Annotated in this window: 13 protein-coding genes; 11 read left to right on the top strand and 2 right to left on the bottom strand. The window is 58.3% G+C overall.

What is annotated here, in order from left to right:
- Positions 1–53: 53 nt before the first annotated feature.
- The 7 genes from AC1DWF_RS06025 to AC1DWF_RS05995 all read left to right on the top strand — a co-directional run bounded on the left by AC1DWF_RS06025 (position 54) and on the right by AC1DWF_RS05995 (position 8,049).
- Positions 54–1,193 (top strand): acyltransferase family protein, encoded by a 1,140-nt coding sequence (locus tag AC1DWF_RS06025; protein ID WP_476841517.1) that lies wholly within the window; start codon positions 54–56, stop codon positions 1,191–1,193.
- Positions 1,194–1,444: 251 nt separating this feature from the next.
- Entirely contained in the window at positions 1,445–1,654 is a 210-nt protein-coding gene (locus AC1DWF_RS06020) for a hypothetical protein (RefSeq protein ID WP_476789287.1), read from the top strand.
- Positions 1,655–2,129: 475 nt separating this feature from the next.
- Positions 2,130–2,897, top strand: coding sequence for a Crp/Fnr family transcriptional regulator (locus AC1DWF_RS06015; protein WP_476784412.1), 768 nt, complete (start codon positions 2,130–2,132; stop codon positions 2,895–2,897).
- Positions 2,898–3,202: 305 nt separating this feature from the next.
- Entirely contained in the window at positions 3,203–3,958 is a 756-nt protein-coding gene (locus tag AC1DWF_RS06010) for a response regulator transcription factor (RefSeq protein ID WP_476784413.1), read from the top strand.
- Between the two features lie 267 nt (positions 3,959–4,225).
- Positions 4,226–5,596 (top strand): glutamate-1-semialdehyde 2,1-aminomutase, encoded by a 1,371-nt coding sequence (locus AC1DWF_RS06005; protein WP_476784414.1) that lies wholly within the window; start codon positions 4,226–4,228, stop codon positions 5,594–5,596.
- A gap of 59 nt (positions 5,597–5,655) precedes the next feature.
- Positions 5,656–6,723: an NAD-dependent epimerase/dehydratase family protein gene (locus AC1DWF_RS06000; RefSeq protein ID WP_476789285.1), complete on the top strand. Its 1,068-nt coding sequence runs from the start codon at positions 5,656–5,658 to the stop codon at positions 6,721–6,723.
- 12 nt (positions 6,724–6,735) lie between these two features.
- The gene (locus AC1DWF_RS05995) at positions 6,736–8,049 is read left to right on the top strand and encodes a DUF4910 domain-containing protein (protein WP_476789284.1); all 1,314 of its coding nucleotides are present in this window, start codon (positions 6,736–6,738) and stop codon (positions 8,047–8,049) included.
- Here AC1DWF_RS05995 and rfbC read toward each other — a convergent pair.
- Positions 8,046–8,588 (bottom strand): dTDP-4-dehydrorhamnose 3,5-epimerase, encoded by a 543-nt coding sequence (gene rfbC / locus AC1DWF_RS05990; protein ID WP_476789283.1) that lies wholly within the window; start codon positions 8,586–8,588, stop codon positions 8,046–8,048. The two genes, AC1DWF_RS05995 and rfbC, sit on opposite strands and share 4 nt — an antisense overlap.
- Before the next feature lie 328 nt (positions 8,589–8,916).
- On the opposite strand from rfbC, the gene AC1DWF_RS05985 reads away from it, so the two are divergent.
- From AC1DWF_RS05985 to AC1DWF_RS05970, 4 genes are all read left to right on the top strand, one after another.
- Positions 8,917–10,212 carry a methyltransferase domain-containing protein gene (locus AC1DWF_RS05985; protein ID WP_476841516.1) on the top strand — a complete coding sequence of 432 codons (1,296 nt, stop codon included), beginning with the start codon at positions 8,917–8,919 and terminating at the stop codon, positions 10,210–10,212.
- 2 nt (positions 10,213–10,214) lie between these two features.
- Positions 10,215–11,030 (top strand): sugar phosphate nucleotidyltransferase, encoded by an 816-nt coding sequence (locus tag AC1DWF_RS05980; RefSeq protein WP_476786640.1) that lies wholly within the window; start codon positions 10,215–10,217, stop codon positions 11,028–11,030.
- Positions 11,027–11,680: a PIG-L deacetylase family protein gene (locus AC1DWF_RS05975; protein WP_476841515.1), complete on the top strand. Its 654-nt coding sequence runs from the start codon at positions 11,027–11,029 to the stop codon at positions 11,678–11,680. Before AC1DWF_RS05980 ends, AC1DWF_RS05975 begins: the two co-directional genes overlap by 4 nt.
- Positions 11,681–11,928: 248 nt before the next feature.
- Positions 11,929–12,225, top strand: a complete 297-nt coding sequence (locus AC1DWF_RS05970; protein ID WP_476789530.1) for a hypothetical protein — start codon at positions 11,929–11,931, stop codon at positions 12,223–12,225.
- 246 nt (positions 12,226–12,471) lie between these two features.
- On the opposite strand, the gene AC1DWF_RS05965 is transcribed toward AC1DWF_RS05970, so the two are convergent.
- Positions 12,472–13,589, bottom strand: a 1,118-nt coding sequence (locus tag AC1DWF_RS05965; RefSeq protein WP_476841514.1) for a glycoside hydrolase family 140 protein, incomplete at its 5' end; no start/stop codon positions are given.

Below are 13,589 nucleotides of genomic sequence, written 5' to 3'. Positions count from 1 at the left end.
GGCCGCGCGGCTGCTACATCACTGCCCGTGGCGTTGGCAGCCGGTGAGGCCGCATGCTTTTCAATATTCAGGTTTTGCGCGGCCTCGCGGCCATTCTTGTCGTTTGGATCCACGCCCAGTGGTTCATCCCGGTGGATTACGTGCCGGTGACGATCAGCCATTTCGGCTATGGCGGTGTCGATCTTTTCTTCGTCATCAGTGGATTCATCATGGTCCATACGACGCAAGACAAGCAGGTGAATCCATATAAATTCATCAAGAATAGGCTAACTAGGATTTGCCCTCTATATTATGGAGTTACCCTTTTTGTATTCATTTTGAGTTTCCTTGTGCCGAGCGCTTTTAACAGCACATTACCCGAAATACATCATCTTCTGAAGTCGTTATTTTTCATTCMTTTTGAAAAGACGGACGGCAGAATTTATCCGACATATTATCTGGGGTGGACCCTCAATTTCGAAATATTCTTCTATTTCATTTTCGCCTTTTCGCTGCTCCTGGGGAAAAGGATCAGGTTTTACGCAGTCGCTGCGATCCTCGTGGGCCTAGCGATTGCAGGGGTGTTGATCGACAGCCCGGCCAATCAAGGCGTGGCAGCCTTCTTTTATACAAGGCCGATCATACTCAACTTCGCCTTTGGCATGGCGATCGCCTTTTTTTTGGTATCCGCGAGACGGGTTCCCCCTGCGCTGTGCTGGATCTTGCTGGTGTTGGGAACATGTTGGTTTTTGCTGGGCGGTGCATTCACGACCTTTGGCGATGGCCCGGTTTTGCCGCCGACCGACACCGTTCTCAGGTTCGGCATTCCATCCGCACTTGTGGTGGCTGCAGCGGCGGGGCTCGACCGATCCGGTGTGAGGTTGGGCACAAAATTGATGCGCCGTGCGGGCGATGCCAGTTATTCGATCTACCTGTCCCACTATCTCTTTGTGGCAGTCGTCATTGCCAGCGTCGATCGTTTCGACCTGAGTACATTCGCAAGGGCGCTGATGGCTCCGCTTACGATCGTTGCTGCGGTTTTTGTCGGCTTCCTCACACATCAGCTCATCGAGCGGCCACTGGGCGGAAATTGGTCTGCCTACGCCCGAATTTTGGGATACCGTCGCAGTTTGCGAATGCGCACAAAGCCAGGATTACACGCCGTCCCTGACACTGCCGCCATAAAGACCGCCGAAAGAACTACCGACATCTAGCGTAAGGAGGTTCACCTACTTCCTCTGACTTACGCGGGATATTGCTGCGGCGTAATCACGACGGCTCCCAACAAAGCGCGCAAGCACCGCAGCCCATGTAAAAAGGACAAAGGCGATGGCGTTGCGACCGCGCCGAGCGGTTACACCTCCACGTTGCTTACATATTGTGCAACGATCTGCTAGCGTTGTGGTTCAAGGGGCATCGTGGCGCCGGGCGGATGCGTGGTGCCCCCGCGTAAGGAGGATAACACATGTGCGACTTGGTCGATCACGATGTGCTGGGCCCCAAGCAATACGCAATTCTTTTGGAAGTTTATGAATCCGCTCGCCGGATAGAAGCCAAGCTGCCGCGCACGCACATTGCGAGCATTGCCGCGCGGCGCCTGATTGCAGCCTTCGACGGCAATGCGGACAATTCAGGCTTCGACTTGCGGCGCGCCAGGCCGCAGGGCACCGCATAGCGGCGTTCTCTTTGCAGCTCTGACCTGCCCGGGCTCGGCGATACTCATGATGGCTGAGTGAAGTGGCTTGTCGCGCCTTGCTGCTGGCAACTGCCATGCGCAAAGGCGACGATAGGAGAGCCGCTGGGCGGTGGGGCTGGGTTAACGGCTCCCCTATCCTGTCGCGTGCAAGACCACGAGCAGACCGCGTGTTGTTGTTGTGTGTCGCCACGCAGGCCAGGTGAGTTTCCAGCTTGTGGGCCTAGACGGTCAATTGCGCATTGGAGGTAGACGGGGGGCCATCCATAAGACCCATGGACATCTTCTAGCGTATGATATCAGATGCGCCTCTGGGCACTAAGCATCTAAAAGGTCAATTTGCGGGACAGATGCCAAATACGCCACAAGCATGCTGTGAACTTTGGGGACTCAAGTCGCGACGCTTATAGACGTCGGAGAACATCAGCATCCATGTCATACATTCATAGCAACTACGATGTTTGACCATACGCTACTCAATTTCATACAGTCGCCTCCAATAGGGGTGACAATCAATACAGAAGACAGGAAAGCGGATTTCCTGGAAGCGACTCCGAAAACATACCCTGCAGGCGCCGTTGTTAGCCGTCAGGGGGACGCCAATACACGGATTTTCATCGTCGCTTCCGGTTGGCCTTGCGTTTCCCGCCACCTTTCCAACGGCAGCCGGCAGATCATCGACACTCCGCTCAAAGGTGACATCCTTGGCTTCCCTTCATTTGATGGCGGAGGCATCAATTCCGTTGTTTGCGTCTCCGAAGTTGAGTTGTTTGAGATTCCGGGACAAGCGTTCAGGAGAGCACTCGACCAGAACGCGACGCTGGGGTCGCTGTTTGCGCGGATCGCCGCACGCCAGCATGCGATCGCTGTCGAACGATTGACCAGCGTCTGCCGGCGCAGCGCCCTGGAACGGACAGCTCACTACCTCCTTGAATTGGGCATAAGGCTTGGCGCAGGAGACCATGGTTACGATTGCCCTCTGACGCAACACGACCTGGCCGATGTACTCGGACTGACGCAGATTCATGTCAATCGGACGTTGCGTGAGTTGCGCGAAAGAGAACTGGTTTCGTTCCGGGCAGGCGCCGTCGAGTTCCTCAATCGCGCCAAGCTGTCCAAGTTGGCCAGTTTCGACAGCGCCTACCTGCAATACAACTGGCCTGCCGCGCCGCAGAAAACCACCACACGGCGACCGCTGTCGACGCTGCGACCTACTGCCCTTTGAAGGCTCCACCATTCAAGCGAACCAGGTTGCCGAGCCTCGCCGCCGGGCACACGCAAATGCGTCAATTGGATGAGGCAACACCACCTTAGGTTATATTAACCTATGTTAATGAAAAAAGAATTAGTTGAGTTATCGTAACACATTGCTCGCTCATATGGGTGAAAGTGAGCAATCAAAAGGCGCGATGCGTAAATGTAAGCGCCTGAAGTTACACCAGAAATGAAAGGCGTAGTGGAAGCAGTTTCAAATGGGGTGTGCAGATCGCTAACAATTGCGATCATTGTACGGAAAGGGCGGGTACTTCTATGGAATCCTATTACGGAGAGCATGGGAAGAGTTCAACTTTACCCACTGCTAGAAGCAATGCGGACGTTTCGCGGCCATTAGTTGATGTCGATCAACATCCCCTCGATCGTCTTCTTATCATCGACAACAGAGCGCTTGATCGCGAATGTCTCGCCAGGGCCTTGGTCTATCATGACCTTGGCTTGGAAGTTTCCGCGCTGGCGTCGATCGAAGAGTGGCGAAAGCAAAAGGATCTACATCCTTCGCTGGCAGCTATCCTTCTCAATCTTGGCGGGAAGAGAATAACAGACGCCGATGTCGCCGCTGGGATTTCGCGGCTCACCGCCGAATTCAAGTCGGTTCCGGTCGTTATTCTGGCCGACAACGACGAGCTCAAGCAGATCATGAAAGCGCTGGAGTGCGGCGCGCGCGGCTACATCCCGACCACCGTCGGGGTCGACATCTGCGTGGAAGCGATCGGCCTTGCGATTGCGGGGGGGATCTTCGTCCCTGCAAGCAGCCTGCTTGCCATCCGCCACCTTATCGACTCGAGCGGCCAGGAGGCGCGTCCGCTAGCCGGAATGTTCACACTTCGCCAGGTCGAAGTKGTTCAGGCGTTGCGCCGCGGCAAAGCCAACAAGATCATCGCCTATGAACTCAAGCTGCGCGAAAGCACGGTGAAGGTGCATATTCGCAACATCATGAAAAAGCTGAAGGCGACCAACCGTACCGAAGTTGCCTACAAGCTCAACGACCTGTTTCCCGGCGACGTATAGCTCTCGGCGAGCAGCCGACATGATCGCCCCGCAAGGCACGACAGCCTTGCGGGCGGCTTTTCTTAGAACGCGGATCGACAGCGCTGCCTTTTGGCTGCGATTGCCCATGCCAGTCCACGATTGGCGTGGCCATGTGGCTGCGCCCCTCATACCCGTCTGAGCAGCCTACCCCCAATGGACGATAAGCGGTCGTCTTATTGGGAACGCTCGGTCTGCTGGCGAAAATGTACACTTCCAGGCATCGACGCATGCAACCGGATGGCCGTTATGACCGAGCATTTCCGACGCTTCGAAAAATCAGGCAGGCTGCGGCAACGCGCCCACCAGCTGATACCGGGCGGCAGCCACACCTATGCCAAGGGCGACGACCAGTATCCGCTCCTGGCACCCGGCTTCATTGAACGCGGCTCCGGCTGCCATGTCTGGGATGTCGACGGCAACAAGTACATTGAATACGGCATGGGCAACCGCGCGGTAGGGCTTGGCCACGCCTATCCTACCGTGCTGCACGCCGTCGAAAGAGCGTTGCGCGACGGTAGTAATTATACCCGCCCCGCACGGATCGAGGTTGAATGCGCAGAAGCATTCCTCGATCTCTTTCCAGCAGCCGAAATGGTGAAATTCTGCAAGGACGGATCGGACGCAACCTCTGGCGCCGTCCGCCTGGCGCGCGCCTACACCGGCCGCGATCTGGTCGCCTGCTGCGCCGACCAACCGTTCTTTTCGACTGACGACTGGTTCATCGGCACAACCCCGATGAATGCCGGCATACCGAAAGCCGTGCGGCAGCTCACTGTCACCTTCCGCTACAACGACGTCGCAAGCGTCAAGCGATTGTTCGCGAACAACAAGGGCAAGATCGCGGCGGTCATACTCGAAGCTGCCCGCACGGAAGAGCCACAGAGCAACTACCTGCACGAGGTCCACCGGCTTTGCCGCGAAAACGGCGCGCTGCTCATCCTTGACGAGATGATCACCGGCTTCCGCTGGAATGCTGGTGGCGCGCAGGCCGAATATGGCATCGAGCCTGACCTGTCATGTTTCGGCAAGGCCATGGCAAACGGGTTCTCAGTCTCGGCACTCGCGGGAAAACGCGAATATATGCGCCTCGGTGGGCTGGACCACACCGACCGTCCGCGCGTCTTCCTGCTGTCGACCACGCACGGTGCTGAAACGCACGCGCTTGCCGCGGCAATCGCGACGCTGAGGATCTACCAAAATGAACCGGTGATCGAGCACCTGTACCGGCAGGGCCGGATACTCAGGGACGGCTTCGAGCAAGCCGCGAAGCGGTATGGCCTGAGCGATTTCGTCAAGGCCGTCGGCCGTCCGAGCTGCCTTGCCTACCAGACGCTCGACCAGCAAAGGCAGCCATCGCAGGCGTTTCGCTCGCTGTTTCTGCAAGAGACGATCAAGCGCGGCGTACTCATGCCATCGCTGGTGCTCGGCTACATGCATGATGATGCGGCAATCGCCGAGACCATTGAGGCAATGGATGGCGCTTTGGCGGTCTACGCCCGGGCCATGGAAGACGGCGTCGAAAGGCATCTTGTTGGGCGGCCCTCGCAGCAGGTGTTCAGGGCCTTCAACCAGCCGCAGGAAAACGATCTCAACCGCGTCATTGCCCGCCTGGCGTAACCAACGCCTGGGCCGGTGCATTGGCGCAAGCATTTTCGACAACAAAGACGAGGGACGTGATGAAAGTTCTGGTAACAGGCCATCAAGGCTACATCGGCTCGGTCATGGTGCCGATGCTGCTTGAGGCAGGCCACACCGTCACCGGCTATGACAGCGATCTTTACCAGCGCTGCACTTATGCCCCAGGTGGCACCCCTGCCCCCGTGCCGTCGATCGCCAAGGATATTCGTGACGTCGAAGCCGACGATCTCGAGGACTTTGATGCGGTCATCCACCTCGCGGCACTTTCAAACGATCCGCTGGGCAATCTCGATCCCGACCTGACCTACGACATCAACCACAGGGCCAGCGTTAGGTTCGCGCACGCGGCCAAGGCCGCCGGCGTCAGCCGCTTTCTCTATGCCTCGTCATGCAGCAATTACGGCTTGGCTGGCGATGGCCTTGTCGATGAAACCGGCGAGCTCAATCCGGTAACGCCTTATGGCTGGTCGAAGGTCATGTCGGAGCGCGATATTTCCAAACTGGCGGACGCCAGCTTCTCGCCGACCTACTTCCGTCCAGCGACAGCCTACGGACTCTCGCCGCGGCTACGCTTCGACATCGTGCTCAACAATCTGGTCGCCTGGGCGGTCACCGAGGGCGTCATCCTGCTCAAATCCGACGGCAGCCCGTGGCGGCCGATCGTGCATATCGAGGATATTTCCCGCGCCTTCATCGCAGGCCTCGAAGCCCCGCGCGAGATCGTCCACAACGAAGCGTTCAATGTCGGCCAGACCAGGCACAATTACCGCATCCGCGACATCGCAGCGATTGTCGCCGAAGTGGTGCCCGGTTGCCGACTGGAGTTCGCGGCAGACGCCGGGCCGGACAAGCGTTCCTACCAGGTCAGCTTCGAAAAGATCGCCCGTGTGCTGCCGGCCTTCAAGCCGCAGTGGGACGCGCGAGCGGGAGCTGAGCAGCTCTTTGCCGCCTACTCTAGCGCTCATTTGACACTCGAAGAGTTCGAGGGCCCGCGTTTCCAGCGCATCGGCCACATCAAGCACCTCATCGCCAACGGGCTGATCGACAACAATATGCGGCTGCTGACCGCCGCGAAAACGCCGGCCGGGTCGATAGCAGCCGAGTAGGTCCGTCCAACCATGGAACATTCCAGTTCCGCCGTCTCCGGCTTGCCCACCGACAAGGTTGGCGAGGCAATCTACGCGCTGGCCGAAAGGCTCTATCCGTTTTGCCGAAGCATTACCGGAGACGGCGTGCGTGAAACCCTGGCGATCCTGGATGAAACCGTGCCGCTTGACGTGCACGAGGTCGCGACCGGCACGCAGGCGTTCGACTGGACCATCCCTAGGGAATGGAACATTCGCAGCGCGACGATCAAGGGCATGGATGGCGCCACCATCGTCGACTTCGCCGATCACAACCTGCACGTGTTGAACTACAGCATGCCGTTTCGCGGAACGGTCTCGCTGGAGGAGCTGAAGCGTCACGTCCATACGCTTCCCGACCAGCCAGAGCTGATCCCCTACCGCACCTCCTACTATGCCGAGAACTGGGGGTTTTGCATGCCCCACAACCGTCTGGTCGAACTGCCCGACGGAGACTACCAGGTGGAGATCGATACCGAGTTCAAAGACGGCAGCCTCACCTATGGCGAATATCTGCATCGTGGAGAAAGTGACCGGGAATTCCTGCTGTCCGCCCATATATGCCATCCGTCGCTCGCCAACGACAATTGTTCCGGCCTGGCACTGCTTGCCTGCCTCGCTAGCCAGCTTCGCTCGCGCAAGACGCGCTACAGCTACCGGTTCCTGTTTGCGCCGGGCACTATCGGTTCGCTTGCCTGGCTGTCGCGCAACGAGGACGTGACGCAGCACATCGACCATGGCCTGGTCGTGTCCTGCGTCGGTGACGGCGGCGGCCCAACCTACAAGCGCAGCCGCCGTGGCAACGCCTTCATTGATCGGGCCATGGCGCATGTGCTCGGCCATCGCCACGAGAAGGCAACGCTGCTCGACTTTTCACCTTACGGTTATGACGAGCGGCAGTTCTGCTCTCCCGGCTTCAACCTGCCCGTAGGCTTGTTCCAGCGCAGTGCCTTTGGCACATTCCCCGAATATCACACCTCGGCCGACAATCTCGACTTCATCAAGCCCGCCCATCTGGCGGAATCCTGGCGCATCATCATGGACGTCATAGAGATCGTCGAAGGTGACTGGACGCCGGTCAGTCTGAATCCGAAGGGAGAGCCCCAGCTCGGGCGCCGAGGCCTTTACGCGGCACTTGGCGGCGACAAGTCGACCGGGCTGAGTTCGATGAGCCTGCTTTGGGTGCTGAACCTTGCCGACGGCCAGCAGTCGTTGCTCGGCATGGCTGAGCGGTCAGGATTGTCGTTCAAGGAAATAGCGGGCGCCGCTGAGTTGCTGCGCGTTCACGGCCTTCTGGCTGAAGTCTAGCCATATAGACGCCCTGTCAGCAGTGGCCAGTTGCAATCCCTCTCGGACATCGCGGTAGGAGCTGAAGGCCATTGGATGCCAAAGGCTGGGTCGTCATATCTGACGCCCACCGAAGCCAGCGGCATATAGAACTCGGAAATCATGTAGGACACCACCGCATCGTCGCTCAGCGTCTGAAAGCCGTGGGCGAACCCGGCCGGAACATAGACCTGCCGCCGGTTTGCGGGCGTCAGCTCGTAGCCTACCCATTTGAAGTGGGTGGACGAGGTGGGTCGCATGTCGATGATGACATCGTAGATAGCCCCCTGGATGCAGGAAACCAGCTTCACCTCGGCGTGCGGCGCAATCTGGAAATGCATGCCGCGCAGCGTGCCTTTTTGCACCGAATGCGAATGGCTGTTTTGAACGAAGCGCGTGGCGAGGCCCCGTTCACCGAACTCCTTCTCGCAAAAGGTCCGCATGAAGCTGCCGCGCTCGTCGGTGATGGGGTCTGGCTCGACGAGCCATGCACCATGCAGTTCCGTTTCGACAAATCGCACGGCTTTCCTTGCCTTTCGCCGGAGTTCTGAGACGGGATTCTTTTCTTCGGCGGCCGAACACGGAAGCGCCGCCTAAGAGGTATGCCCCATTACCCGATAGGTCGATGTCATGAGGCGTATCGTACCCATTCGGGACGAGGCTTAGCCCTTCCTGCTCCAGGCACAGCCTTTTGATGTCATGCCCTAAGGCTGGACCGCCCGATCGGATGACACCTCCAATCGTAAGGGCAAATCGAAGCAACCACGCAGTGCCCGTATTCTCTCAATGGGCAATTCTGAAAGTGCAGCTCCAGATGAGGTGGCTGGCACGATCGTGGGGAGCGTACTCATGAACATGCAAAAACTTGACGCCGTCAGGGATGTAACGGCGAGACATCCTTACCTGGCACCGGGCTGCCGGCTTTGTGGCGCCCGCCTCAGCCACACCTTCGTCGACCTTGGAATGTCGCCGCCCTGCGAGAGCTTTCTCCGGGCGGACGAGGTCGACCAGATGGAAGCCTATTTCCCGCTCAAGGTCCTGGTCTGCGACACCTGCTATCTGGTGCAGCTCAAGGAATATATGAGCCCCGAGTCCATCTTCAGCGAATACGCCTACTTCTCGTCCTACTCGACCAGTTGGGTCGCCCACGCCAAGCTATATTGCGAGGCGATCACGGCGCGTCTCAAGCTTGGAAACGACAGCCTTGCGGTCGAGCTTGCCAGCAATGACGGCTATCTGCTGCAGCACTTCCTGCCGCTGGGCGTGCCAGTCCTTGGCGTGGAGCCGGCAGCTAACGTGGCGCGGGCAGCGGTTGAAAAAGGCATCCCGACCCAGGTCGACTTTTTCGGCGAACGCCTGGCCACCAAAATGGTCGCCGAGGGTGCTGCAGCCGACCTGATCATCGGCAACAACGTCCTGGCCCAGGTGCCCGACCTCAACGACTTCGTCGCCGGCATGAGGATCCTGCTCAAGCCGGAAGGCACCATCACGCTCGAGTTTCCGCATGTCGAGCGGCTGATCGCGGAAAACCAGTTCGACACGATCTACCACGAGCATTTTTCCTACTTCTCGGCTGTGACTATCGACATGATGGCCCAACGCCACGGGCTCAAGCTRGTCGATGTCGAAGAGCTTTCAACTCACGGCGGGTCGCTGCGCGTCTATCTCGCGCATGAAGACAGCGCCCAGCCGATATCGGTTCGCGTTGGCGAAATCATGGCTCGCGAGCGGCTGCACGGGCTGACCAACATGTCGACATACGCCTCTTTCGGGCACAAGGCCGCCATGGCCAAGCGGGACCTGCTGGCATTCCTGATCTCGGCCAAGAATGAAGGCAAGCGCATCTGCGGCTACGGCGCGCCCGGCAAGGGTAACACATTGCTCAATTACTGCGCCATCGGGCCGGATTTCCTCGACTTCACCGTCGACCGCAATCCTTACAAGCATGGGCGCTTCACGCCGGGCATGCATATTCCGATCCGCCCGGTCGCGGCTATCGACGACGCCAAGCCCGATTACATCCTGATCCTGCCCTGGAACCTCCAGGACGAGATCATCCGGCAGATGTCCCACGTCTCAGGCTGGGGCGYGAAATTCGTTGTTCCCATCCCCTATGTCACCATCATCGATCCCGCGGAGCTATGAAGATGAAGGTCGTCCTGTTTTGTGGCGGGCGCGGCACCCGCATCCGGGAATATTCCGAGGCTATTCCAAAGCCGATGATCCCGCTCGGCCAGCAGCCGATCATGCGGCACGTCATGCAATGGTACAGCGACTATGGGCACGACGATTTCGTCCTGTGCCTGGGCTACAAGGCCAATGTCATCAAGGACTTCTTCCTAAACTCGCGCCCCCAGACATTTTCCGACTGCGTCGTGTCGGGCGGCGGCAAGGACATCCAGCTCCTTGACGAGAGCACCAAGGACTGGCGCGTTACGCTGCTCGATACCGGCATTTGGCGTAACATCGGCGAGCGCCTGTGGGCGGCAAAGGACCAGGTGAAGAACGAAAAGATGTTTCTCGCCAACTACTCCGACGGGCTGACCGATGTCGATCTCAACGACATGATCGCCAAGTTCGAAGCCAGCGACATGTATGGCTGCTTCCTCGCCGTGCGTGCGCCCCTCACCTACCATCTCGCCGATATCGACGACACCGGCCGCGTGCGCTCGTTTAAGACGACCGATACGTCCGAGATCTGGATTAATGGAGGCTACTTCATCTTCCGCCCCGAGATCTTCGACTACATGGAGGAAGGCGAGGAATTGGTGCTTGAGCCCTTTAGCCGGCTGATCGCCGACAACAAGCTGATGGCCTACAAGCACCAGGGCTTCTGGCGCTCGATGGATACCTTGCGTGATTGGCAATCCTTGGAAGACATGGTCGAGCATGGCGACATGCCGTGGAACGCGGCCATTCGAGCCGAGCGGGCAAGGCGGAACGTCATCAAGGCCGCCTCATGAAGAGCCTGAGCCTCGCACGAAGCGGCGAGCAGCTTTCGGTTCTGTGCCTTGGCGCGCATGCCGACGATATCGAAATCGGCGCTGGCGGCACGCTCTTGAGCCTGATCGCCGCCGGCGTGCAGCTCAGTGTCCACTGGTGCGTGTTGAGCGCTACTGGCCAGCGGGCCCAGGAGGCGGAACGGTCGGCCCGCGCTTTCCTGCGGGAAACGAGGGACCAGCGGATCGAGCTTGCCGGGTTTGAAGACAGCTATTTCCCCGAGCAGCGGCGCGCAATCAAGCAATGGCTGATCGASCTGAGGGCACGCACTGCGCCTGATGTCGTGTTTACCCACACCCGCAAGGATGCCCACCAAGACCACCGCGAGGTCAACCAGCTGACCTGGAACATCTTTCGCGATCACCTTTTGCTCGAATATGAAATTCCGAAATGGGACGGAGATCTTGGCCAGCCCAATTTCTACGTGCCGCTGACAAGCGCTGTGATGGATCGAAAGATCTTGCTGCTGCACGAGCACTTTGGAACGCAGCGCTCGAAGGACTGGTTCGACAAAGAGACCTTTCAAGGGTTGGCGCGCCTACGTGGCATGGAGTGCCGCGCACCAGAGTTCTATGCCGAGGGCTTTGTCTTGAGGAAGGCACGCCTGCTGTAGTGTTCAGTCGCGTGCGACCAGACTTCTGTTCAACAAAGAACAATTCAATACCACGAGTTTCCACAGAAAACCGACACGGTTTATTGTGCTGTGTCTAGATTCTATGGTCTACTTGCAACAGTTTCTGTAATCGTCTAACAATTGCCATTGTGTGTATGAGTGCGTTTTCTGAACTGTGCGCTTTTATGAGCACGGCATGTATTTTTAGGTCAAGTTTTTGTCTGCTTGGGGAATGAGGGGCTGCTCGAATGAGCAATGTAACGTCGCCTCACGGCGAAGAACTGCAAGATTTTGCCTTTTTGAATGTTAAGTTAGGAACAGTCGACGGAGGGGAACACGGGCTTCTGGTGATGAAATCGGACCAGCTTGTAGCTGTCCTGACGCAGGTCGATGAAGAACAATACGCGGTAAAGAGCGGCTGGTTTCTGGAAACGGGTTACGGCCGTCTGGGTGGTTGCCATCGGATGTTTGAAACGCTGCAGGAAGCAACAAGCTGGATCGCCGGACACTTCCCCGCAGAACAGCGAATTGCGATAGAAAACTGAGAGGCATTCCGTCTGGCAGGAGCATGCCCCCGAACCGAAGATCCGCTTTGCGAAAAGTGGGCATCGTGTCCGGAAAAAGGTCGCGCTCCAGCATGAAGGTAGATAGCCGATTCCCAATTCTACTGGGCCTTCTACTGGAATGGAGCAGGCTCCAGGACGTTTGGTTCTAGGCGCCAAATGGGCTTGGCGAAGCCGGCGTTCAGCCGGCGTGGTTCGAGACGCCTCGGCGCTCCCAAGGGCAACGGTTCACTGGCTTTGACGCTGCTCGCCCTCGGACGTCAGCTCCAAAACCCAATCCGTAAATCCCCCCTGATTGAGTCTCATCGGCCGAAACTTTTGCCTCCCAGGCGCGAAGGGCGAGCCTTCGACGGGCAGCAGATCCCCGCTCGTCGGGTCGCGCCAGCGTGCGGTGATCAGAGGTCCGGAAAGCCTGGAAAGATCAAGGGTAACGTCCTTGCTCGTCGGCAGGTAGACAAGGGCAAAGGAACGATCGCTCGCAGTCGCGGCGACCACATGCGCTTTATCTCCGCCCTTCCCGCCAACAAGAAATGTACCGTCGGCGTCGGGCTTCAGGAGCCACCATTTCACAGACAAAATGACATCGCGAAGCAGGGACATGCTGCGCGCGCCGGGGCTATCCAGGGCCTCTTTCCAACTCATCGGTGCGGGAAAGAGGCCGGGTCCGTCAAAATGCCATATCGGATTGTTGCCAAACACATGGCCTGAGGCGCCGGAAAGTATGGCCTGGTAGGCCTGCATGCGCACTCGCTGCCCATCCGCTTCGTATTCGTTCTCATAGGCGGTTTCCATCAGGAAGAATGGCATGTCGCCACCGCGCGCATATTGGCCAATCGCTGCCTTGTCGACCGGCCCGTAGGTAAAGACGTTGTTTACGTTCAGCCAAGGTTCGCCGGGCCAATAATCCAATGCCGCCGTTTCGGATGAATTGTGGGCCGTCTGAAGCGCATCGGGATCGGCCTCCCGGATTCCGTTGGCGATCGCGCGAACCAGATCCTTGTCTGGCGCGCTGTAGTCGCCGCCCTGCACCCACATGATATTTTTCAAATTTGCGTAGCGCCGGCCAACGAAGCGGCCGTAGTCCGCAAGCTTCTGCGTACCGTTTTGTGTCATCTCCTGATACCAGCCGTCGATGCCGCCACCAGCCCCCAGATATGAGGGCACGAGCAGCACCAAAAAACCCAGGTCGCAGGCACGCTGCAAAACCCAATCGGCATGCTGGAAATAGGCCTCATTGGGTGTGCTGTAGTCGCTGCCGACAAGAAACGGCTTGTTGCCATAAATATTGGCGGGCGCATTCTCGGCAAAGCGGTGCTCAAGCAGGTTCACGAGCAGCGTATTGAACC

The sequence above is a fragment of the Aminobacter sp. P4_D5 genome, assembly GCF_056401815.1.
The sequence above is the reverse complement of the archived record's forward strand: the minus strand, read 5'-3'. Positions and strand labels throughout refer to the sequence as shown.